Below are 22,098 nucleotides of genomic sequence, written 5' to 3'. Positions count from 1 at the left end.
AAGCTATGAACAAGACACTCTCAATAGGACTCGCAGGTTTTTCTTTTACCATAGAAGAACACGCATACATAAAACTTAGCGATTACCTGAATGCTCTGAGAAGCTCTCTGGATGCTTCGGAAGCAGATGAGGTAATGCATGACATAGAAATCAGAATGGTAGAAATCTTCAAAGATTCTATGGCAAAACGTGAGGTAATTAACGACTCGGATGTAGAAAGAGTAATTGCACAGATCGGAAGCCCTGAAAAAATCGAAGAGCAGGAAGAAGCTTATTATTCTGAAAAAAATACCAAAAGAACAAACACTTCAGGAACCGAATATTCTGATAAAAAGCAACTGTTCCGTGATCCTGAAAGACAAAAAATCGCCGGTGTTTGCGCAGGTTTAGCGCATTACGTAGGAATGGACATTACTGCCATGAGAGCTATTTGGCTTGGCGTTTTCATCCTTGGAATCTTTACGGCGGCCGTTTCTTCAACCTTGGTTTTCTTACTTTACATCATTCTTTGGGCTGTTTTGCCAAAAGCAGAAACCGCAGCAGATTTCCTGAAAATGAAGGGAAAGCCTATGAACTTCGACAATCTTAAGAATGAGTCTAATAAATTGGTACAGTTTGCCAACGAATCTACTCAGAGGGTCGGAGAAATCTATATCGAAAACAAACCCTACATCAACAACGCCGGAAGCGGACTTTGGAATGTATTACGATATATTTTAGGAGGAATTTTCGGGTTTATGTCTTTATCTTGTTTAATCGGAGTATTTGTGGTATTCGGTTTCATGGGAGCAGACAGCGATTTTCCGCCGATCAGCCAGATGAATTTCTATTTTGATAACGACAATATGAAGTATATTATCATGGCGTTGATTACTTTAGGAAGTTTATTGCCTGCCATGTTATTCGGATTATTAAGCATCAAATTAATTTCGCCTAAAACAAAACTGAGAAATACAGGCTGGGTAATCGGAGCTTTGTTCCTTGCACTTATCACTTTAGGTACTTATTTCGGATTCAGCATGGCGAAAAGAGAAATGTTCCTGAAAGGTCATAAAGAAGATACAGAAGAAATTGCAATCAACACCCAATCAGACAGTATTTATGTAGATTTCAAGCAGGTTTCCATTCCTCAGAACTTTAAAGGATACGATGATGATCTTTATTCAGACAAAGTTTCCGTATACGAAAGAGACTGGATGCATATGGATGTAACAAGAAAAGCAGACATCAAAACGCCTTATTTAATTATTAAAAAAGAAGCTAAAGGATATAATCTTCCGTTAAATGTAAGCGTTCCTGTAGAAGTGGTAAACAATAAAATTGTTCTTCCGAACTACATCAAATATCCTTACGAACACCGTTTCAGAGATTACAGCATTGATTATGAACTGGTACTTCCTTTAAAAACCGTAGTGATCCCTGTAAAAAAAGACGGAATCAGCTTCGACGGAGATCTTAACGCAGACGGAATTAATGATGACGATCAGGAAAGAGACGAAGACGGAAACATCAAAATCGAAAAAAATAAAATCACGGTAAACGGTTCTACGATTGAATACAACTCTGATGATGAAGACAGCATTATCGTTAACGGAAAAAAAGTTCCGAGCAATAAGGCAGATCAGGTAATCGATTCCATGAAAAGCAGCATCAAAAAGATGAAAGGAGCCAACATCGACTTCAAGGTAGACGAAGGTAAAAACGAAATTTCCATACAAACCAAATAACTAAACTGCAGAGAGTGGCAGAAGGTGTGAATGAATAACTCAACCGTTTGAAATTCACACTCTTCTTCTCTCACTGAAAACGAAAAAATATAAAGATTTTGTTCGCTATGTTAATAAAAATCTTTACATTTGTGTAGTAAAACATTATAACCAAAACACTCAATAAAAATTCAATAATCATGGTACAACTGGCACTAGAAATTGTAATGAAAATTGTTGATTTAATCAGCAGTCTGTTTTAAGAGCGATAATATTTCAATATATTTGTAAAGTATAACCACTTTGGTTATACTTTTTTGTTTTAATCTAAAACTATATGAGAAAGCTGATCGGCAAACTGCTGCTAAAATTAATGGGCTGGAAAGTCGTTCTTCAGGGCGACGAAAACGTTCTGAACAGATGTATTCTTGTAGTCGCGCCACACACGCACAACATGGAATATATTTTAGGAAATCTTTCCTACTGGTCTCTGAAAAAACCATTAAAAATCATCATCAAAGATGCACACACCAAAGCTTGGTACGGAAGCGTTGTAAAAGGTCTGGGCGGAATCGGGATCGACAGAAGCCAGAAGAATGATCTGGTGAATTTCGTAGCCAAACAGTTTGAAAAAGACGATTTCAGTCTGGTCATCACTCCCGAAGGAACAAGAAGCTGGGTTCCGAAATGGAGAAAAGGTTTTTATCACATGGCTTTAGCGGCTAAAGTTCCTATCGTTCTCGCGGCGGGTGATTTTAAAAGAAAAATCATTTATCTTGGGTATACCATTCCCTACGAAAGAATTGCATCTGCACCGTTTACAGAAATTATGCAGGAAATTCAGGATTACTACATAAAAAATGATATAGTTCCTAAAATCCCGGAAAACTGGAACCCGAATATCATGGGAAATGATTCTGAGGCTGGAAGTTAGAAGATAGAGGCTGGAAGCTAGAAGCTAGAAGCTATCAAAATTACTCATTACCAATTACTTATTATTCATTATTAAAAAACATGTTCATAAAAGATAAAAGCAAGGAAGAAATATTAGAATTCATCAACAACTGGGGCGGAGAAACGTTTGCAAAAACTCTGGATATCAAATTTACGGATATTGATGTTGACAATGAAACACTGACTGCAACAATGCCTGTTTCACCAAAAATTCATCAGCCTTTCGGAATTATGCACGGTGGCGCAAGCTGTGTATTGGCAGAAACCATGGGATCAAGCCTGTCTAATATTTTTATCGACGGTACAAAATATTTCGGAGTGGGAACCAACATCAATTCCAACCATTTAAGAAGCAAAAAAGACGGAATCGTAACAGCCGTTGCAAGATTTATCCGAAAAGGAAAAACGATGCATGTTTCAGAAATTGAGATCCGCGATGAAAAAGGTCAGCTCATTAATCATACCACGATGACGAACAATATCATCAATCGATAAGATTTAATTTTCACTAAAAAATACCAAGCTCAAAAAAAATTGAGCTTTTTTTTATTTTTTACTGCAACCTTTTTATTTTTCTGCATCTTATAAGAAAATAATAACCATGAAAACTTTAAATTTATTTTTTACTGGCACTGTTCATTTATATAAAGATTTAACTTTATCTTGAAAAGGTCAAAATTTTATATATTGCCCGTAATTGGTCATAATTGAAAATCTTTGAGTTCTTTGCTGAGTGAAACGCCTTTGCGAACTTAAAAACAGTTGGTATATAAAAGAATCTTAGCGATCCTTTGCGTAAAAATTAAGCATTATGATTAATAACGGATAATCAAAAAATTTTAATAAAACTTCCGGTAAATAAAAACCTACTATTTGTCGCGAATTAAATTATGAAGCAAAACAGCAGCAACTTCAACTGGCAGAAAATCTATCTCGATTATTCCCCGAAACTTCTGGGAATATGCAGAAGATATATTGATGATATTTACACGGCAGAAGACATCGTGCAGGACAGCTTTATTACCGCAATCCAGAAAAACGATCAGTTGAATGATGAAAAGGCTCTCTTTGCCTGGCTGAAAAAAATTGTGGTAAATAATGCACTGCAACACATCCGCAAACACAGCAAAGATACTTTTGTAACTACAGAACCTTCGGAAATCCCAGATACCTATTCAGAAATGGACCATCATTTATTAGAAGAGAAAAATGTATTCGTTTACGACTTTACCAGTGAAGAACTGCTGTCTTCCATCGACAGTCTTCCATCCCATCACAAATCCGTTTTCAATCTGTATTTTATTGAAAATCATTCTCATGCAGAAATTTCCGGTTTATTGGGAATTACAGTAAACACCTCAAAATCTCACCTTTTGAGAGCGAAAAAATCGGTTCAGAATTATCTTATGAAGAATTTCGTCAATCAAAATACTCCAAAAAAGAAGATGGCGCAATTACTCGTTATCTTCGGACTTGGCGGATTGCTTTGGGCGCAGACATTCAAAAACAAATTTGCTGATTTTACCATTCAGCCATCAAAAAAATTGCAGATTCCTTCTGATCTTAAAATTAATAATGTTGCATTTTCATCATCCGGTAAAAGCCTGAAAAAGAAAATAATAATTGGAGGAACATTTTTAATCATTATTGTTCTGTCCGTTTTTTTCCTAAATCCGAAGAATTCGTTTTTCACAACCGATCATGATTCAGTTTCATCAACTTTTAAAAACAAAGGTGAAATAAAAAATAAAGAGACTAAAGAATATTTAAAAACTATCAATTTCGATAAAAAAGAAAAATCAGACAATGATGCTGTAAATCAGTCAGCAACAAATATAATTGAAGAGAAAAACACTTCAAAAACAAAAATAAACGACGATGAAACAGGATTGAAAAGCAGACCGGTTTTAAAAAAAACGGCTGCAAGCGACACCATTGAAGAAGCTCCGCAGAAAGTAATTGTCGTTAAAAAAATCATTAAAAGAGATACCGTATTTATTGAAAAATAAATTGAAAAGCAGAATATGTCCTTCCAAAAAATAATACTTCTTTTTCTCATCGCCTGTGTTAACTTTTCGTTTGCACAGAAAATCAGGAAAAAGAAAATTGATACGGTTTACGTCTACGAAAAAGTAGTCGTTTATGATACCGTATATCTTATGAAGCCTTTAAAATTCAAGTTGAATGATGTTGTGATGAAAACACCAACCGTTCAGGAAACGAAATTTGTGACGGATGCATACAAACAGGAAATCGACAAACAGAGAGCTTCAAGAAGAGCAAGATTGCGAAAACCGGTGACCTTTCAGTACGGAATTGAAGGCGGATTTGGCATAAAAAGTGCAAACTGGTCTTTAGAAAATAAACCGCAGTTCGGGGAAAATCTCGGAATCTGGGCTTCCAAAAGTTTCTTTGATTCTCAGTTTTTAGTATGGGTTTCTGCCAATGCGTATCACTGGAATTCATCCTTCGATCTTGATGCCAACAAAGAAGACACCTTTCTGAACGGATATTATTTTACCGAAGATAATAAGCCGCTTCTATTTCAGAAGTTTAATAATGAACATTTTGAGTTTGCACTTCAGCTTAAACTGATGTATAACTGGAAAAACTTCCGTCCGTTTGCAGGAATTTTGCTAAATAATCAGACTTATAAAATGCAGTTTCTGACTCCTGAAAATGACGCTTTAACCAAACTGGAGGATTTTAAAAACACACAGACCAATCTCGGATTTTCTTTGGGGCTTCAGTACAGATTGCTGCGACGTTTCATCATTTCTGCGGAATATCAGCATTACAGCATCAAGAATATTTCCTTAAAAAACCCTGACTTTGATTTTGAGATTTTTAAGACTAATAATACCTTTGCAGAAAGAAAAATCAATGTTGGAATTTCTTATATTATTTCCCGACTCTGATTTTCGAAAAAGCTTCAAACAATGATTTATTTCAAATTTCCATTCGACGAAAAACTGTATTCCACAGATGAAAATTCCGGCGAAAACCCTATCAGTTTTTATTCTTTTGATGGATTGGAACGATTGGATTTTGGAGGAAAAATTATTGAATTAAACCCTGAAAATTTTAATCAGACAGCAATTTCAAGTGAGATTTTAACTGAAGACAAAAGCGGATTTGTTGCCGAAACGAAGGAAGAATATTTAAAAAATCTTGAAAAAGTAATTGCGGTTATCAAAGAACATCAGCTTCCGAAACTGGTCTATTCAAGAAGAAAAATTTTTACCGATTTTAAAGAAATTAATCTGAAAGAAAGCTTTAATCATCTTTGTCAATCCTATCCGAATGCATTCAGATATATTTTTATCGATGACGAAAATTCATGGATGGGTGCTTTCTCGGAAGTTTTAGGAAAATTCAGTAAAAGAACGCACGAATTTGAAACGATGAGTCTCGCAGGAACGCTTCCCGTTTCTGAAAACTGGTCGGAAAAGGAAATTGAGGAACAAAAACCTGTAACGTCCTACATCAGAAATATTTTAAATCAGTATTCTGAAAACGTAACGGAATCTGAAACCTACGATCATATTTCGGGAAATATAAAGCATCTTCGAACCGATTTTAAAGCCCAAATTAAGCCTGAAAACTTAGATCAGATTATTCAGGAATTACACCCCACTCCTGCTGTTTGCGGAATTCCGAAAGATTTTTGTAAAGAAGAAATTCAGAAGATTGAAAAATTTCCGCGCGAACTGTACGCAGGATATATTAAAATTGAGACTGATGAAACGGTACAGTATTTTGTTAATCTTCGCTGTTCAAAACTGTATAAAAATGCGGTTCATTTATTTGTAGGTGGCGGAATTACCGCACAAAGCAATCCCGAAAAAGAATGGACAGAAACTGAACTGAAATCTGAAGCTGTTCTAAAAAATCTGGCGATTTTAAAATAATAAACTTCTTTAAATTTTATTTGACCGCAAAAGAGGCAAAAGATTCAACAATTTGTATAAAGTAAAACGCTAGAAAACTCTATGGAGTTTTATCTGTGTAGAAATCATATTAACCGTACGTTCGGCGTTCCGTAGGAACGCTATCTTTATAAAATGTATCGTATCATAGATATCAATCCTACGGATTGATTAATAGATTTATTCTTATTTCTACACAGATTCTGCTCCTAAAGGAGCAAAACTCTTTACTTTAGATTTTTATTATTCGAGAGCTAAAATGCAATAAGAAGCAGAAATAAAAAAGCCTCCTTCAGACTGAAAGAGGCTTTATATAAGATTGTAATTCAATTATTTTCTTACTCCAATTTTGCTCCATGTATTCATTACAAAAAGCAAAATAAGACCTATTGCCGCTGAAGCTATTGAGAAAACAAACTTCAGGTTATCCTCAGACAAAATATCCGATTGCCAGTCTAAAGCATAAAGATTAATTGCGATAAACACGATGAACAGTACCAAAAATACTTTATAAAACTTCTGCATAACTCTTAAAAATTAATGTAATTCTGCACCAGCTGCGCAAAATTCGCGGTGAATAATTTAATTGAAATCGCCAACAGGATAATTCCGAAAACTTTCTGTAAAATAGCGAGTGTCGCATCACCCATTTTCTTCTCCAGCCACGTTGCAGATTTCAGCACCAAATATACGAAAATTGTGTTGAGAATAATTCCAAAAATAATGTTAATATCATGAAACTCGGCTTTCAGAGACAGTGTAGTTGTTAGAGTTCCGGCTCCTGCAACCAGCGGAAACGCGATGGGAACGATGGATGCAGCCTTTGCTTCAGACGTTTTGTTGATCTCAATTCCGAGAATCATTTCCAGGGCTATGATAAAAATCACAAAAGCTCCCGCAATGGCGAACGAATTAACATCAACACCGATAAATTTAAGAATTTTATTCCCTACGAAAAGGAAAACAAGCATAATAGCTCCTGCGGTAATAGACGCTTTTTCTGCTTCTATCTGTCCGAATTTTTGCTGCAGACTTACCACGATCGGGATAGAGCCAATGATATCAATCACTGCAAAAAGAACCATAAAACAGGTAATAATCTCTTTTATCGAAAAATCATTAAATATTTCCATTTCCTTGCAATTAATAATTTCGCAAAAATATGAAAATAAATTAACTATTTGCTAATCTTAGAATACAAATTAACGATTGCTGATAAAAGTTCGTCCATTCCTTCGGAAGATTTTATCGGGGCATACTTTTCAACCTGCACTCTCTGAATAAGATTCCTGTATTCTTCGGCAATTGCTGAACCTTTTTCTTTTACCAGCAACTCAGCGAAATGATCAGCCGGATTTACAGAATATTGGCTTTTCACTTCCTCATCCAGCTCATCGAAGGTTTGAAAAAACTTTTGATAATCTTCATTATCTTTAAGATTTTCCAAATACCCGAAGTAATCATTGATGTCTGTTTTAAACTTTTCACGGATTTCATTTTCTGTTTCAGCAACAGAACCTAAAGCCATCGGAGTCTGAATTTCTTTAGATAATCTGTTTTTTTTCTGCCACGTTTTAAACAGAAGATACATTCCGAATAACGAAAGTAAAATCGCAATATTGATGAAAAGAATATTCCAGTGGAATTTCTTTTTTTCTTTTACTTTAAATGATGTTGTTTTTAAAACCGGCGTATTTACCGTTTCTAGAAAAGTATTGGTATACTCATTCACTTTCTCAACCGCAGTGCGGGATTCAAGAATCTGATCATGAGAAAAAGCATTTACGGCTAAAGACTGCTGTCCGAGGTCCACATACTCTTTACTTGAAGGATCAAAAAAGGCAAACTGCTCTGTTTTAATGGTTATTTCTCCCGCTTTTTTAGGAATCACAAGATAATTGGCCAAAACCTCCCCTTTCATCCCTTCTGTTCCCACCGTTACACGTGAAGTAATTTTGGGTGCAAAAACTTCATAATCCGGAGATTCCGCAATTTTGGGAAGTTCCATGCTTTTAAGATTCCCTTCTCCGCTTACTTTTATAAGAACATTCATCGGTTTTTTAACCTCAACTTTTTCTTTTGAAGTATTGGCAACCGTTACATTGAAGTTTCCTACTGCATTTTTAAAGCATTCCGGAGAACCTTCAGGAAGCTTTTTAACGTTGATCTTTACTTTATTGGAAACAATTTTATTTTTATTCGCATAGGAATTTAAAGAGGCAGAAACTCCCGGAATATCCACATAACCTGCTTCATTCGGGAAAACCATAAACACGGCAAGAATCTGCGATGCCATATTTCCTGCATCGGAAGGATCAATCTCAGATTTGGTAAAGCTTACCGGAAAAACATCCAGATTGTCCTGTTCGGGAAGATGAATATTTCTTACCCTTCTGAAGTTATCCATGTTTTTTGAATACACCTTCAGAACAGCAATGGTTGGCTGATCCTGATACACTTCACGGTCATCAATCTCCATATTGAGATACACGTCTTTTGAAGCATTATTTGCAGCCACAGGTTTCTTTTCTACATCTTTAATAAAAATGTCAAAAGGTTCCGTCTTATAAATTTTATTGTTGATGGTAATCAGGAAAGATCCGATCTTTACTTTTCCTTTCTGTTTGGGTTCAAGAGCAAGTCTTGTGATGGTCTGTGAAACGGCAACGTTACTTTCGGGATCTATAAATCCATTGCTAAGTGAACCGGTACCAATAAGATTGAATTTAGAAAAATCAGGAAGACGAAGTTTTGTCTGCTGATTATATTCGGCTCCTTCTACCTCAAGAACGATGCTGAGATTTACAATTTCTTTGGAGCTGTAAGTTGTTTTATCCGGAGTTACAGAAAGATTTACCTGTCCGTAAGAAATTACGGAAGACATTAAAAGTAATATGTAAATAATTCTGTTCTGCATCACCAATCTTTCTCGTTGCTCTCGGGCATCGAATAAGAATTTTTATTCAAAATTCTTCTGGCGGTTTCTTTTTCCTTGTCGCTTACTTTGTTGAGTATTTGATTTTCGAGACCTTTAGGGATTTTGCCTTCATTATTCTGGTTCCGGTTGGGATCATTTCCCTGTCCGTCTCCTTTATTCTGCTGACCTTGTCCCTGATCCTGCTTTTGATCTTTTCCTTTTTGATCATCATTTTGCTGTTGGTCTTTACCACCGCCTCCTTTACCGGAGTTATTTTGCTGTTGTTTTTTTTGTTGGTTTTCTTTATCCTTCAGCTTGGCAATTTCGTAATTTTTTCTTGTTACTTCGCTGTAAGGATTTTGTTTCAGGGATTGTCTGTAGAATTCTGCTGCTTTTTCCGGCTTGTTCATCTGCATGTACGTGTTCCCCAAATTATGAAGAGCGGCTGCTTTATCCGGAAGCGTCTGAGAAAGTTTCTGAGCCGTTTCAAATTCCGCTTTTGCCTCTTCGTATTTTTTACTCTTATATAATGCGTTTCCTAAATTGTAGTGCGCTGTAAAATCTTTGCTGTTGGTTCTGATTGCTTCCAGATACTTTACAGACGCGCCATCATAATCTTTACCGTTGAATTTTTCATTGCCTTCATAGACTAAAGTCCTGTAGTTTTTCTGCCCGAAAAGATTTCCCGGAAAGATGAAAGCAATTATAAACGATAAAAAAATGATTTTAGTATTCATTATGTGCAAAATTATTCCTTTAAATGTTAATAAACAGTGTCTTATTTGTTAAAATTGGGTTAAAGTAATAGTCTGATTCTGAGACAATGTATCCGGATTATTATAAATTAAAGTCTCTTTTAGGATTAAATAAATAAATCAGAAAGAAGAAAAACAGAGAAACTGCCAGAAAATACTGGTAATAATGATTGGCATTTTGTGATTTCACCATGGTTTCAGATGAACCAGTTTTCTTTCTTAATGCGTCTAAAATTCTGTCCGGTGCTTCGTTGATATTATTTCCGTCAATATAGCTTCCTGCGGTTGCATCAGCCATTTTTTTAAGTGCTTCCGTCTGTCTTTTCGAGATAACGGTCTGTCCGTTGATATCACTTTTATATCCCATTAACTGTCCAAAAACATATTCCGGAACCGGAGCTCCCTCTTCTGTTCCTATTCCGACGGACGTAATCATAATTCCCTCTTTTTTAGCCAGTCGTATCGCTGCTTCGTCATTTCCTTCGTTGTCTTCACCATCACTCAGCAAAACAACTTTTCTTCCGTCTTTGCTTACATTTTTGAATTTTTCGGCAGCAATTTTCATCCCGTTCAGAAAATCTGTCCCCTGAATCTGCATTGAGTTTGTTTCGATTCCGCTGATGTAGGTTTCTGCCGAGCTGTAATCTGTGGTTAAAGGCATGATGGAGGTTGCCTGTCCTGCAAAAATCACCATCCCCACTTTATCACTTTTCATCTTCTGCATCGTCTGAAGCATGAGATTCTTTGCTTCCGTTAAACGGCTCGGATTAATATCTTCCGCATTCATCGAGTTGGAAACATCCAGCATGAAAATGACATTATTTAATTTCTGACTGGTTTTAATTTCTTCTGAACCGCTTAACAAATCGATAATCGAAAATATTAAAAACAATGTTCCGAAAAGATACAAAGCCGGAAAAAACTTGGTAAAACCGGATTTTTTTTCAAATAACTGCTCATGAAACTGGCTGTCTGCAAAAATTTCTCTTTTCTTTTTTTTCCATTTCAGAAAACGGATCAAAAAGGAAGCTAACAGCGGCAAAAGCAACAGCAATAATAAAAACCAATAATTTCCTAAATACCAATCCATTAACTTAAAATTTTATAAAACACCCATCTCAGTAAAGCGTCTAAAAACAGCATACCCAAAGCAATCCACAGGAAAATTTTAAAATATTCCTGATAATTGAAAAGTTTGGCAACTTTTACATCAGATTTTTCCAGTTGGTTAATTTCGTCATACACTTCTTCAAGACTGCTGTTTGATGTGGCTCTGAAATATTTTCCACCCGTCATCTGTGCAACTTCTTTTAAAACAGGCTCATCAATTTTCACTTCGGTTTCCGTAAAAACAAGATCTCCGAAAATATCGGTCTGTGTAGGCATCAAAGCATACCCGTTGGTTCCGATTCCGATGGAATATACTTTAATTCCGTTATTTTTAGCCAGTTCCGCAGCAATGGCAGGTGGCATTGCATTTGCAATGGTATTCACACCATCCGTCATCAGAATGATGATTTTACTTTTCGCCTTGCTGTTTTTCAAATGGTTAACCGCAACGGAAAGTCCTTCTCCGATGGCTGTTCCCGGCTGTAATTCCAGAGGATTAAGATTGTTCAGTTCATCCACAACAACCTGATGATCAGACGTTACCGGAACTTTGGTAAATGCTTCTCCGGAATAGGCAACCAGACCAATTCTGTCATTCGGTCTTTTATTAACGAATTTAATCGCAATATCTTTTAAAGCCGTTAAACGGTCGGGCGTTAAATCTTTTGCCAGCATACTCAGGGAAACATCCACAGAAAGCATAATATCAATCCCTTTTGTATCGTCTCTGTCCTGAGAAACCGTAAAAGTTCTCGGTCTTGCCATCGCAATTATGAGTGCAGAAAGAATAATATACTTCGATATTCTCAGGATAAACATAATGAAATGAATTCCACCGCTTTCCCCCATATTTTTTACCGTAGGAACTTTTATTCCTTTTCTTTTCTGCCGGCTCGCATCTCTGAATAACAAAGGGATAAACAGCGCGAAAAGCAGCAGAAACCACGGACTGTAAAATTCAAAATCAGGCATCCTTTCTCAAGTTTTCAAATTCAAGATCTTTTGATGATCTTTTTACAAAATCTCTGATGTCGGCAAAATCTTTTTCCATGGTGGTCTGATCCGGGAATGTTTTCGCAAATTTCACCAGATCGCCTCTTAAAAATACTTCCTCCACTATTTTTTCATTTTCCTGAGAAATGGTATTGTTCTTCTTCATCACATCAATAAGGTCATCCGTTAACAAAACATCTGCCGGAACGCGGTATTGTTTTGCGATGAATTTTCGGGAAATATCAATCAGTTCAACATAAAATGAACGGTAGTTTCCTGTTTCCACATATTTTTTCTTTTTGAGAGAATCCAGTTCCTTCAAGGTCTGATTTGTGGCGACAACCGGCGAATCTTTTGGTTTTCGTCCGAATTTTATGAACATGATGACCGCAATGATGAGACAGATGACCGCAATGGCGGCTAATATGTAAAATTTATACAGTTCCCAGTAATCGGTGGCTTCAAGTTTTACTTCTTTGTTCTTCATAATGTCATTAATCTGGTCAGTCTTCTGAGCCGTATTAATAACATCAATTTCGTAAGGAATTGTTTTCAGAACTTTTCCGTTGACTTTGAATTCCAGTTCGGGAATGGTAAATTTTCCTTCATCAAAAACAGCAAATTCAATTCTTCTGTAATAAACATCCTGAGTCTGCGCGATACTGTCCTTAATTTCTTCGAAATGAAAAGGCAACAACTCATTCTCGCGAGCTGCAGAAACTTTTTCATTGTTCAGATTATTGATCGTGATCACAATATGGTTCACTTCTCCCAAAGCAATGGTTTTCTTCTCAACACTGGAAGAAAGGATCTGCGAAAACGCATTTGCACAGATTAAAAAACAAAATATAAATAATAGTTTTTTCAATTTTATTATTAAATTTTAACGTCGTTTTTGTCATTCTGACGAAGGAAGAATCTGTATTAAAAAAGATTGCTTCGTCGTTCCTCCTCGCAATGACAAAAAGTGTCTATTTTTATTTCTTCTGAAAATAATTATACAGTAATCTCGAATAATCCGAACCTGTACTAATATTCATAAAACTCGCCGAACTGTTGGCAAAATCTTCTTCTAAAGATTTCAGCTTCTGCTTTTTGGCTTCAGCAAAATTGTATCTCCATCTCGCACTTGAGGTATTTACCCAAATTTGCTTTCCGGTTTCTGCATCATATAATAAAGTATATCCCACATCCGGAATTTCATTGTCTTTTTCATCATAAATTCTCATTCCCAACAACTGATGTTTTTTGGAAGCCACTCTCAGCATTTTAGAGTCATATTCATCTTCAAAATCCGAGAACAGGAAAACCAAAGATTTCCGTTTGAAAATTCCCATCATGTATTCCATCGCTTTATCCATTTTTGAAATGGCAGGAACATAATCTGCGGTTAAAATGGTACTGATAATTGATAAAATATGTTTTCTTCCTTTCTGTGGCGGAATTACTTTGTATACTTTATCCGCAAACAAAATTAAACCTACCTTATCATTATTTCCGGCTGCTGAAAAACCCAGACTTGCTGCGATTTCGGCAACGTATTCTCTTTTCAATTGATTTTTGGTTCCGTAATCCATCGAAGCGGAAATATCCACAACCAGCATCATCGTCAGTTCGCGCTCCTCTTCCATTACTTTTACGAAAGGTTCCCGGAAACGCGCCGTTTTGTTCCAGTCGATCCTGCGGATTTCATCTCCAAACTGATAGGGACGAACTTCCGAAAACGTCATTCCCTGTCCTTTAAAAGCACTATGATATTGCCCCATTAAAGTAGCTTCCGTCTTCTTTCGGGTCCGGATTTCTATCTGCTTTACTTTTTTTACAATATCTTTTATCTGCATTTCCTTTGTCTGAGTGTTTTAGTGTATAAGCGTTTTTTTGAGATTTTGTAAACTTCCATCATCATGCTTCCAACTCCTATCCTATTTAAATTCAATAGATACATTCAGCCATTCGTCATCAAATTTCGGGCTGTATTTTTTGTAGAAATTAATGGCAGGTTCATTCCAGTTCAGCACCTGAAAAACCATTCCGCTGTATTGGTTAGATTTTCCGTATTCCATGGTGGCTTCAAATAATTTCTTGCCGATCTGTTTTCCTCTCAGATTTTCCGTCACCACAAGATCTTCCAGATACAATCTTCTTCCCTTCCAGGTCGAATATCTGTCGTAATACAAAGAGATCCCGACAATTTCACCATTGAATTCTGCTACAAAAGCCCCCCAAACAGGAGATTTTCCGAATCCGTCTTCAATAAACTGATCTAAAGTTAAGGTAACTTCATGCAAAGCCTTTTCATAATCCGCCAGTTCTTTAATTAATTCCAGCATCGGTTCACAATCTTCCTGAGCTGCCTTTCTAATAACTACCTCACTCATTACGGAGCCTGAATTTTTGCCAGAATTCTGTTGATGATCTCTTCTGAAGAAATTTCTTCCGCTTCAGCCTCAAAAGTTAATCCGATTCTGTGTCTCAGAACATCTTTTGCCAGCGATTTTACATCTTCCGGAATTACAAATGCTCTTCCTTTTAAGAAAGCATACGCTCTGGAAGCAATCGCAAGATTTATTGATGCTCTCGGAGAAGCCCCGAAGCTGATATAATTTTTAAGTTCAGAAAGTCCGTAATCTTCAGGGAAACGGGTGGCAAAAACCATATCCAGAATATATTTTTCAATCTTTTCATCAAGATAGATCTGATTGATCAATTCTTTCGCCGCAACAATATGTTCAAGTGAAATCACAGGTTTTACAGTAGGCTGATGCGAAGTGGAAACCATTCTCATTACGGTTCTTTCGTCTTCAAGTTTTGGATAATCAATCGTACATTTCAGCATGAAACGGTCGCTCTGTGCTTCCGGTAAAAGATAAGTACCTTCCTGATCGATCGGGTTTTGCGTTGCCAATACCAAAAACGGTTTTGGAAGCTTCATGGTTTCGTCTCCGATGGTTACCTGCTTTTCCTGCATCACCTCCAAAAGAGCTGACTGCACTTTCGCTGGTGCACGGTTGATCTCATCCGCCAAAACGAAATTTGCGAAAACAGGCCCTTTTTTTATGGAGAAATCATTGTCTTTTACATTGTAGATCATTGTTCCCACAACATCTGCAGGAAGAAGATCCGGTGTAAACTGAATTCTGGAAAATTCTCCGTGAACCGCTTCAGCCAGAGTTTTTATCGCCAGAGTTTTTGCCAGTCCCGGAACACCTTCCAAAAGAACGTGACCATTGCCCAAAAGACCGATTAAAAGACGGTCTATCATATATTCCTGTCCAATAATAACCTTGTTGATTTCCTGTCTCAAAAGAGAAAAAAAGTAGTTTGCTTCTTTTACCTGCTCCGTCAATTGACGAATATCTTCAGCTTGATTGATCTCTGACATATCTTGATTTAAAATAATGGGTAAATTTCCAATAAATACTTGCATTAATCAACACAAAAAATGCCATTTTTGAGTTAAAGTTTGTTAAATATTCCGGCATTAATGCAGGATCCTGAATAGATGAAGGCTTAAAACTCAATACAATCAATACTATTTTTCTTAAAAATATATAAATTTTGCTTTAATCCACCGTTCAAAAATTGTCATTTCCAGTTTATTAAACTATTTTTGGAGATTAAAATTTTTGCAAAATGAATTATCATTTTCAAGCACACAGACAAGTAAGAAAAAACCTTCTGGATATTCTACAGAACACTTCTCACGAAGATCTTTTACTGATTCCGGACGGTTTCAATAATAATCTTTACTGGAACATTGCTCATACGGTTGCTACACAGCAGTTGCTGCATTATTATCTAAGCGGAAATCCTTTCAGAATTGATAAATACTGGATCGAAACTTATAAAAAAGGAACGCTTCCGAATCTGGATGTGCAGAAATCTGAAGTGGAAGATCTGGAGTTTTTATTAACCGAAACTTCAAAAATCCTGATGAAAGATTACGACAGCGATTTCTTTTCAGATTATACGCCTTACACCACAAGTTTTGGGCTGGATCTGAAAAGCATTCAGGATGCCATTATTTTTAACAATATGCATGAAGGTCTGCATTATGGCTATGCTTTGGCGCAGAAGAGAGCTATTTTAGGGGAAAAGTATTAGTTGTTCAAAGTTTTTTGTTTTGAGTTTAAGGTTCATAGATTAAGATCAATTATGGCAAGTGTTAAAAGATTTGAAGATTTAGAAATTTGGCAGTTGTCTCGTGCTTTATGCAAGGATATTTATGATGTAATTGAATCTACTAATCTTAAAAATAATTTTAAACTCTGCAATCAGATTGATAGTTCTTCGGGTTCAGTGATGGATAATATCGCTGAAGGTTTTGAAAGAAACGGAAACAGAGAATTTATTCAGTTTCTTTCAATAGCAAAAGCTTCTTGTGGCGAAACAAGATCACAGTTATACCGGGTTTTTGACAGAAATTTTATCTCTGAGGAAAAATTTGAAACATTAAGAGAACAAACTGAAGTATTAAGCCGAAAAATTGGCTCATTTATTAAATATTTAAATATAACAGATTTAAAAGGAACAAAGTACAAAACATGAAATTCTGGTTTTGAGTTTAAGGTTTATTGTTTTTAGCCTTTCACCGAACTCAAAACTTTAAACATAGAACTTTGAACCTTTAACATAAAATTTATTCAATGAAAGACGATTTTATTTTCGGGCTACGTCCCGTAATTGAAGCTATAGAAGCGGGAAAAACAATTGACAAGGTTTTTGTGCAGAATGCATTGCAGGGACCTATTTATGCTGAACTTAAAGCCATTCTGGCGAAAAATAAAATCCGTCCCAATTACGTTCCGGTAGAAAAGCTGAATCGTTTTACGAGAAAAAATCATCAGGGAGTGGTTGCTTTTATTTCGGATGTTCCTTTTCATAAAGTGGAAGATGTGGTTCCTCAATTGTTTGAGGACGGAAAAACTCCTTTTTTATTGATTCTGGACAGATTAACAGACGTCAGAAACTTTGGCGCCATCTGCAGAACCGCAGAATGTGTAGGAGTAGATGCGGTGATTATTCCCGAAAAAGGAGCAGCGCCGATTAATTCCGATGCGATAAAAACTTCAGCAGGAGCTCTTTATAATGTGAAAATCTGTAAAGCTCCGAATCTTGCTCATGTGGTAGATTTTCTTCAGCAAAGCGGCATTTCCGTTTTTGCAGCAAGCGAAAAGGCTGAAAAATTAATTTATGATATTGATTTTACAGAACCTTGTGCAATCGTTATGGGAAATGAAGAAACAGGAATTTCCAAAGAGGTTCTTCACCATTCTGATGAAAAAATAAAACTTCCGATCGAGGGAAAAACACAGTCTTTAAATGTTTCTGTTGCGTGTGGAGCAATTTTATATGAAGCGGTGAGACAGAAATTTATGAAAGCCAATTAATTCCATTAACATTTAAAAATTTACAATGAAAAACATAGCAGCGTTAGCGCTCATCTCAACCATAGCCATTGTTTCGTGCAACAAAAAAGAAACGGCAAAAATTACAAAAGTAGATCCTAAAACCGGAAAAACGATTACGGTGGAAGTTCCGGCAGATTCCGTAGCGAAAGTAGAGAAAAATCCGGCGATTAAAGATTCAGCGGGAGTGTATACGCAGACTTTTAAACTGGAAAAAGGAAAAACTTATCCTTTAACAACGTATCAGAGAGATACGAAAACAATGACTGATCCTCAAGGGAAAACTCTTAATGGAACGAGCGAATCTACCGACGAAATGTCTTTTACGGTGAATGATATTAAAGGAAATGTTTACGATATTACCTTAAATTTAATCGCAAAAAGAAGCTCTCAGACGGCACAGGGAAAAACTATCGTAGTAGATACGAAACTGCCGATCCCGAAAGAGGATGACCTGAAGATGATCTGGAATATCAACAGAGCATTGACCGGAAATAAGCTGAACATGAAGATGGACACCAAAGGAAATGTAATTTCTATTACAGGTTTTGATGCTGTTTACACTAAAGTTGCCAATTCTGTAGGATCGCTGATTAAAGATAAAAACCAGAAAGAAAGCGTTGTTGCAAGTCTTAAGGAATCTTTTAACGAAAAAGTTCTTAGAGATCAGTTCAATAAAAATTTAACGATTATCCCTAAAAAAGGTGCGAAAATCGGCGAAAAATGGACAAACAGCGAAAATGCTGATGCACAGGGAAGAATTAAAGTGACGTCTAACTATATTCTGAAAAGTGTAGGAAACGGAGTGGCTGAAATTTCAGTAACCGGAGGAATTCCTAAGAAAGTTAATAAGGAAAATCAGGGTGATGTTACGCACAGCTTAAGCACGGAACTTACACAAAACGGAACGATTACGTTTGACCAGAATACAGGATGGATCAAAAACCAGAATATTTCTGTAAAAACGACACAGATTGAAAGTATTTCCAGAGGAAAAGAATCTCAGTCTATGACGAGTGTTTCCAATTCTTCTGTAATGGTAAATCCTTCTGCGAAATAAAGCAGATCGTTTAAAGTTGAAATGTCAAAGCGTTACAGAAGCTTTGAGCATTAAACCTTAAATATTTTTATTATGATGAAACATATTTTTGAGTTTGTACTCGCAACCATTATCATCTATTTTGTGTGGAATATTTTGAAGAGAATCTTTTTCAAAAAATTTCACAGCTATCTGTTTAACCAGAACAGAAACGAAAACAGAAGGGAGCAGGATATTAAAAACTCAGACAATACGAAGAAAAAAATCAACTGGGACGCAGAAACCGTTGATTATGAAGAGGTAAAAGAAAACAACAATAAAAGGTAACAATTCCGAAAAAATATTTAGATAATAACCATCAACATGGCGAAAAATAAAAACCTGATTTATATTGCAATTTCATTAGTTGTATTTATCGTTTTAGCATTTTTATACTCCACTCCTGTTTTTACGGGAAAGCAGCTTTTCCAGCATGATATCGTGCAGTATCGGGGCGGTGCAAAAGAGCTTCTCGATTACAGAGCCGATACCGGAAAAGAAACCTACTGGAGCGATTCCATGTTTGGAGGAATGCCGACGTATCAGATGGGAAGTCAGTTTAACGGAGACATCATCAAAAAAATCGATTCCAAACTGAATTTTCTGCCAAGACCGGTTAATTATCTTTTTCTTCTTTCCGCAGGATTTTTCCTTTTGGGAATGGTTGTGGTAAGAAACTGGAAATATGCCCTTTTAGGAGCTACTTTTTTCGGACTTTCCACCTATTTTTATATTGCCATTGCTGCGGGACACAACGGAAAAATCAATACCATTGAATATTTCGCACCGCTTTTAGCAGGAATTTTACTCGTCTACATCCGGAAACAATATATTTGGGGCTTCATTGTCACTACCCTATTTATGGGGCTTCAGATTGCTGCAAACCACCCACAGATGACGTATTATCTTTTCTTAGCGTTAGGATTTTTATTCCTTTCTGAGCTGATAAGAGGTATTCTGAAAAAAACACCAATGAAACACTTCCTGATTTCGTCCGGAATTGTTGCCGCTTCATGTTTAATCGGAGTCGGAATGAATTCTCAGAGAATCATGGCAAATTCAGAGTACATCAAAGAAACCGTTCGTGGAAAGCAGATCCTTACGAACAGCAGCAATACAGGCGGAGATTCCGGAATGGATAAAGAAAGTATGCTGATGTGGAGTTACGGAAAACTGGAAACCTTAAACCTTTTCATCCCGAGATTAATGGGAGGCGGAAGTCAGGAACCGGAAGGAAAAGAAATGATGGCTAAAATTCAGGAATTGGTTCAGGAAAACGTAAGTTCACAAGCTGAATATGACAGAATTTCCAAAGGTTTCGGGAATCTAACCTATTGGGGAGATCAGCCGGGAACTTCAGGACCTGCTTATCAGGGAGCTATTGTTTGTTTTCTTGCGCTTTTAGGATTCTTCATCGCATGGAAAAAATACCGCTACTGGATTTTAGGAGCTTCTATTCTCACCGTATTTTTAGCTTGGGGAAGTAATTTCATGGCACTTTCCGACTTTTTCATCGATTTCGTGCCTTTTTATAATAAATTCAGAGCACCTTCTTCTATTTTGGTGGTTGTAGAATTATTATTTCCTTTAATTGCGATCATCGGATTATACAGATTCTTCACAGATAAAACACTCACACAGGAATACAAACAAAAAACACTTCTTTACGTAGGAGGCGGAACTTTAGGTTTTGTATTGATTTTACTGGTTTTCGGAAAATCTCTGTTAGGATTTCATACCGAGAACGAAAAAACCTATCTTCCTCCTTTCTTACTGGATTATCTTACAGACGAAAGATTTAAATTATTCAGAATTGATGCCATCAAAGCATTTATTTATGTTGCTATCGCAGTTGCTGCTTTATTCCTTGTCTTAAAGCAAAAGCTGAATCAGAACATTGCTCTGGTAATTATCGGAATAGTCAGTTTATTTGATCTTTGGACGGTTAACAAACGTTATCTGAACGATGATAATTATGTTGATAAAATCTTTGCCGAAAATCCCTTCCAGACGGAAAGCTCAGATCTGATGGCTGAAAAAGTTCAGGGAAATCCAAATCTGGAACCTATTTTAGCGAATGTAAATGTGAACAAAACATTAGAAACCATCGCCGAAAAAGACAAAACGCATTACAGAATTTTCAACAATATTTTAGGAACATTCAGCGAAACAAACACTTCTTATTTCAAATCTTCTATCGGAGGTTATCACGCGGTAAAACTGAGAAGATACGATGATGTAATCAACGAATATTTCCAGATCATGGATTCCGTAAAAGTTCCGAATATCCTGAATCTTCTGAATGCAAAATATTTGGTTTTAGGAGGTCCGGAACAACCTCAGGCAATGCCGAATCCTAAAGCCAACGGAAACGCATGGTTTGTAAGCGATCTTAAATTCGTAGAATCTCCCAATCAGGAAATCAAAGCAATCGGAACCATCAACAGCAAAAGAACCGCTGTTATTTCCGCAGATGATAAAAAATATTTTGACGGAAAACCTGTTCAGGCAGACTCAACAGCCTTCATCAATTTAACGAAATATCAACCCAACGAACTGGAATTTAAATCGCAGTCTAAGACTCCGCAATTGGCAGTTTTTTCTGAAATTTACTATCCTCACGGATGGAAATTCTTCATCGATGAAAAAGAAGTTCCTTACATCAAAGCAGATTATCTTCTTCGTGCCGTTCACGTTCCTGCGGGAAATCATAGCGTGAGAATGGTCTTCGAACCCGAAGTTATCGAAAAAGGAAAATGGATCTCGCTTATCTGTTTTAGTTTATTTGTTCTTTTGAGCGGCGCCGGAATTTTTTGGTTAAATAAAAATAAGAAGCAAACCCAACCTAAAGAAGCTTAGATTTCACGATGTCATTCTGAACGAAGCAAAGCGCAGTGAAGAATCTCTTTACTGAACACAATAAACACAACAATGAAAACCCTGAAAACTCACAATTATTATGTTTATATATTGACTAATAAAATCAAAACAGTCTTATATACTGGAGTAACTAATGATTTAGAAAAAAGATTATATTGGCATAGAAATCCGGAAACTATAGATAAAAGCTTCACCTTTAGATATAAATGTTTTTATTTGGTTTATTTTGAGCATTTCAAGGATATTGATGTTGCAATAAATAGAGAAAAACAAATTAAAGGCTGGATTAGAAGCAAGAAAGAAAGTTTAATTAACGAATTTAATCCAACTTGGAAATTTCTAAATGATGAAATTAAATGAGATTCTTC

At 36.2% G+C, this 22,098-nt stretch carries 23 protein-coding genes; 13 read left to right on the top strand and 10 right to left on the bottom strand.

The annotated features are described in order from the left end of the window. Positions 1–5: 5 nt before the first annotated feature. From BW951_RS10010 to BW951_RS09985, 6 genes are all read left to right on the top strand, one after another. Entirely contained in the window at positions 6–1,727 is a 1,722-nt protein-coding gene (locus BW951_RS10010) for a PspC domain-containing protein (protein WP_076392332.1), read from the top strand. 316 nt (positions 1,728–2,043) lie between these two features. Next, positions 2,044–2,640, top strand: coding sequence for a 1-acyl-sn-glycerol-3-phosphate acyltransferase (locus tag BW951_RS10005; RefSeq protein ID WP_076392330.1), 597 nt, complete (start codon positions 2,044–2,046; stop codon positions 2,638–2,640). Positions 2,641–2,720: 80 nt separating this feature from the next. Next, on the top strand, positions 2,721–3,155 hold the full coding sequence (locus BW951_RS10000; protein WP_076392328.1) for a PaaI family thioesterase: 435 nt from the start codon (positions 2,721–2,723) through the stop codon (positions 3,153–3,155). A 395-nt stretch (positions 3,156–3,550) separates the two neighbouring features. Then, positions 3,551–4,669 carry an RNA polymerase sigma factor gene (locus tag BW951_RS09995; protein WP_076392326.1) on the top strand — a complete coding sequence of 373 codons (1,119 nt, stop codon included), beginning with the start codon at positions 3,551–3,553 and terminating at the stop codon, positions 4,667–4,669. Positions 4,670–4,684: 15 nt separating this feature from the next. Next, positions 4,685–5,578 (top strand): outer membrane beta-barrel protein, encoded by an 894-nt coding sequence (locus BW951_RS09990; protein WP_076392324.1) that lies wholly within the window; start codon positions 4,685–4,687, stop codon positions 5,576–5,578. Positions 5,579–5,599: 21 nt separating this feature from the next. Further along, positions 5,600–6,571 carry a chorismate-binding protein gene (locus BW951_RS09985; RefSeq protein WP_076392322.1) on the top strand — a complete coding sequence of 324 codons (972 nt, stop codon included), beginning with the start codon at positions 5,600–5,602 and terminating at the stop codon, positions 6,569–6,571. A gap of 348 nt (positions 6,572–6,919) precedes the next feature. On the opposite strand, the gene BW951_RS09980 is transcribed toward BW951_RS09985, so the two are convergent. The 10 genes from BW951_RS09980 to BW951_RS09935 all read right to left on the bottom strand — a co-directional run bounded on the left by BW951_RS09980 (position 6,920) and on the right by BW951_RS09935 (position 15,746). After that, entirely contained in the window at positions 6,920–7,114 is a 195-nt protein-coding gene (locus tag BW951_RS09980; RefSeq protein WP_076392320.1) for a hypothetical protein, read from the bottom strand. Between the two features lie 5 nt (positions 7,115–7,119). Further along, the gene (locus tag BW951_RS09975) at positions 7,120–7,722 is read right to left on the bottom strand and encodes a MarC family protein (protein WP_076392318.1); all 603 of its coding nucleotides are present in this window, start codon (positions 7,720–7,722) and stop codon (positions 7,120–7,122) included. Between the two features lie 44 nt (positions 7,723–7,766). Next, positions 7,767–9,506: a BatD family protein gene (locus BW951_RS09970; protein WP_076392316.1), complete on the bottom strand. Its 1,740-nt coding sequence runs from the start codon at positions 9,504–9,506 to the stop codon at positions 7,767–7,769. Continuing rightward, positions 9,506–10,243, bottom strand: coding sequence for a tetratricopeptide repeat protein (locus tag BW951_RS09965; RefSeq protein WP_076392314.1), 738 nt, complete (start codon positions 10,241–10,243; stop codon positions 9,506–9,508). Before BW951_RS09965 ends, BW951_RS09970 begins: the two co-directional genes overlap by 1 nt. Before the next feature lie 100 nt (positions 10,244–10,343). Next, entirely contained in the window at positions 10,344–11,351 is a 1,008-nt protein-coding gene (locus BW951_RS09960; protein WP_076392312.1) for a vWA domain-containing protein, read from the bottom strand. Then, entirely contained in the window at positions 11,351–12,343 is a 993-nt protein-coding gene (locus BW951_RS09955) for a vWA domain-containing protein (RefSeq protein WP_076392310.1), read from the bottom strand. Before BW951_RS09955 ends, BW951_RS09960 begins: the two co-directional genes overlap by 1 nt. Continuing rightward, positions 12,336–13,232: a BatD family protein gene (locus BW951_RS09950; RefSeq protein ID WP_420866231.1), complete on the bottom strand. Its 897-nt coding sequence runs from the start codon at positions 13,230–13,232 to the stop codon at positions 12,336–12,338. Before BW951_RS09950 ends, BW951_RS09955 begins: the two co-directional genes overlap by 8 nt. 109 nt (positions 13,233–13,341) lie before the next feature. Then, complete coding sequence (locus tag BW951_RS09945; RefSeq protein WP_076392306.1) at positions 13,342–14,205, bottom strand: DUF58 domain-containing protein; 864 nt, start codon at positions 14,203–14,205, stop codon at positions 13,342–13,344. Positions 14,206–14,286: 81 nt separating this feature from the next. Next, complete coding sequence (locus BW951_RS09940; protein WP_076392304.1) at positions 14,287–14,742, bottom strand: GNAT family N-acetyltransferase; 456 nt, start codon at positions 14,740–14,742, stop codon at positions 14,287–14,289. Continuing rightward, positions 14,742–15,746, bottom strand: coding sequence for an AAA family ATPase (locus BW951_RS09935; protein WP_076392594.1), 1,005 nt, complete (start codon positions 15,744–15,746; stop codon positions 14,742–14,744). Before BW951_RS09935 ends, BW951_RS09940 begins: the two co-directional genes overlap by 1 nt. A 251-nt stretch (positions 15,747–15,997) precedes the next feature. On the opposite strand from BW951_RS09935, the gene BW951_RS09930 reads away from it, so the two are divergent. The 7 genes from BW951_RS09930 (at position 15,998) to BW951_RS09900 (ending at position 22,090) form a co-directional block, all read left to right on the top strand. After that, positions 15,998–16,468: a DinB family protein gene (locus BW951_RS09930; protein ID WP_076392302.1), complete on the top strand. Its 471-nt coding sequence runs from the start codon at positions 15,998–16,000 to the stop codon at positions 16,466–16,468. Between the two features lie 51 nt (positions 16,469–16,519). After that, the gene (locus tag BW951_RS09925; RefSeq protein WP_076392300.1) at positions 16,520–16,912 is read left to right on the top strand and encodes a four helix bundle protein; all 393 of its coding nucleotides are present in this window, start codon (positions 16,520–16,522) and stop codon (positions 16,910–16,912) included. A 98-nt stretch (positions 16,913–17,010) separates the two neighbouring features. Further along, on the top strand, positions 17,011–17,754 hold the full coding sequence (gene rlmB / locus BW951_RS09920) for a 23S rRNA (guanosine(2251)-2'-O)-methyltransferase RlmB (protein WP_076392298.1): 744 nt from the start codon (positions 17,011–17,013) through the stop codon (positions 17,752–17,754). Positions 17,755–17,779: 25 nt separating this feature from the next. Then, positions 17,780–18,832: a DUF6263 family protein gene (locus BW951_RS09915; protein ID WP_076392296.1), complete on the top strand. Its 1,053-nt coding sequence runs from the start codon at positions 17,780–17,782 to the stop codon at positions 18,830–18,832. A gap of 75 nt (positions 18,833–18,907) precedes the next feature. Beyond that, positions 18,908–19,138 carry a hypothetical protein gene (locus BW951_RS09910; RefSeq protein WP_175608809.1) on the top strand — a complete coding sequence of 77 codons (231 nt, stop codon included), beginning with the start codon at positions 18,908–18,910 and terminating at the stop codon, positions 19,136–19,138. A 36-nt stretch (positions 19,139–19,174) separates the two neighbouring features. Continuing rightward, the gene (locus BW951_RS09905) at positions 19,175–21,709 is read left to right on the top strand and encodes a hypothetical protein (RefSeq protein WP_175608807.1); all 2,535 of its coding nucleotides are present in this window, start codon (positions 19,175–19,177) and stop codon (positions 21,707–21,709) included. Positions 21,710–21,781: 72 nt separating this feature from the next. After that, positions 21,782–22,090, top strand: a complete 309-nt coding sequence (locus BW951_RS09900; protein WP_076392290.1) for a GIY-YIG nuclease family protein — start codon at positions 21,782–21,784, stop codon at positions 22,088–22,090. The last annotated feature ends 8 nt before the right edge of the window (positions 22,091–22,098 follow it).

It is taken from the genome of Chryseobacterium gambrini (genome assembly GCF_900156825.1).
Taxonomy (GTDB): domain Bacteria; phylum Bacteroidota; class Bacteroidia; order Flavobacteriales; family Weeksellaceae; genus Chryseobacterium; species Chryseobacterium gambrini.
Note: the sequence above shows the minus strand (reverse complement) of the source record. Positions and strands in the feature narration are given on the sequence as shown.

Bases quoted from the DNA above. Each gene is read 5' to 3' on its own strand.
- BW951_RS10010 (WP_076392332.1), top strand. From the start codon at position 6: ATGAACAAGACACTCTCAATAGGACTCGCAGGTTTTTCTTTTACCATA.
- BW951_RS10005 (WP_076392330.1), top strand. From the start codon at position 2,044: ATGAGAAAGCTGATCGGCAAACTGCTGCTAAAATTAATGGGCTGGAAA.
- BW951_RS10000 (WP_076392328.1), top strand. From the start codon at position 2,721: ATGTTCATAAAAGATAAAAGCAAGGAAGAAATATTAGAATTCATCAAC.
- BW951_RS09995 (WP_076392326.1), top strand. From the start codon at position 3,551: ATGAAGCAAAACAGCAGCAACTTCAACTGGCAGAAAATCTATCTCGAT.
- BW951_RS09990 (WP_076392324.1), top strand. From the start codon at position 4,685: ATGTCCTTCCAAAAAATAATACTTCTTTTTCTCATCGCCTGTGTTAAC.
- BW951_RS09985 (WP_076392322.1), top strand. From the start codon at position 5,600: ATGATTTATTTCAAATTTCCATTCGACGAAAAACTGTATTCCACAGAT.
- BW951_RS09980 (WP_076392320.1), bottom strand. From the start codon at position 7,114: ATGCAGAAGTTTTATAAAGTATTTTTGGTACTGTTCATCGTGTTTATC.
- BW951_RS09975 (WP_076392318.1), bottom strand. From the start codon at position 7,722: ATGGAAATATTTAATGATTTTTCGATAAAAGAGATTATTACCTGTTTT.
- BW951_RS09970 (WP_076392316.1), bottom strand. From the start codon at position 9,506: ATGCAGAACAGAATTATTTACATATTACTTTTAATGTCTTCCGTAATT.
- BW951_RS09965 (WP_076392314.1), bottom strand. From the start codon at position 10,243: ATGAATACTAAAATCATTTTTTTATCGTTTATAATTGCTTTCATCTTT.
- BW951_RS09960 (WP_076392312.1), bottom strand. From the start codon at position 11,351: ATGGATTGGTATTTAGGAAATTATTGGTTTTTATTATTGCTGTTGCTT.
- BW951_RS09955 (WP_076392310.1), bottom strand. From the start codon at position 12,343: ATGCCTGATTTTGAATTTTACAGTCCGTGGTTTCTGCTGCTTTTCGCG.
- BW951_RS09945 (WP_076392306.1), bottom strand. From the start codon at position 14,205: ATGCAGATAAAAGATATTGTAAAAAAAGTAAAGCAGATAGAAATCCGG.
- BW951_RS09940 (WP_076392304.1), bottom strand. From the start codon at position 14,742: ATGAGTGAGGTAGTTATTAGAAAGGCAGCTCAGGAAGATTGTGAACCG.
- BW951_RS09935 (WP_076392594.1), bottom strand. From the start codon at position 15,746: ATGTCAGAGATCAATCAAGCTGAAGATATTCGTCAATTGACGGAGCAG.
- BW951_RS09930 (WP_076392302.1), top strand. From the start codon at position 15,998: ATGAATTATCATTTTCAAGCACACAGACAAGTAAGAAAAAACCTTCTG.
- BW951_RS09925 (WP_076392300.1), top strand. From the start codon at position 16,520: ATGGCAAGTGTTAAAAGATTTGAAGATTTAGAAATTTGGCAGTTGTCT.
- rlmB (WP_076392298.1), top strand. From the start codon at position 17,011: ATGAAAGACGATTTTATTTTCGGGCTACGTCCCGTAATTGAAGCTATA.
- BW951_RS09915 (WP_076392296.1), top strand. From the start codon at position 17,780: ATGAAAAACATAGCAGCGTTAGCGCTCATCTCAACCATAGCCATTGTT.
- BW951_RS09910 (WP_175608809.1), top strand. From the start codon at position 18,908: ATGAAACATATTTTTGAGTTTGTACTCGCAACCATTATCATCTATTTT.
- BW951_RS09905 (WP_175608807.1), top strand. From the start codon at position 19,175: ATGGCGAAAAATAAAAACCTGATTTATATTGCAATTTCATTAGTTGTA.
- BW951_RS09900 (WP_076392290.1), top strand. From the start codon at position 21,782: ATGAAAACCCTGAAAACTCACAATTATTATGTTTATATATTGACTAAT.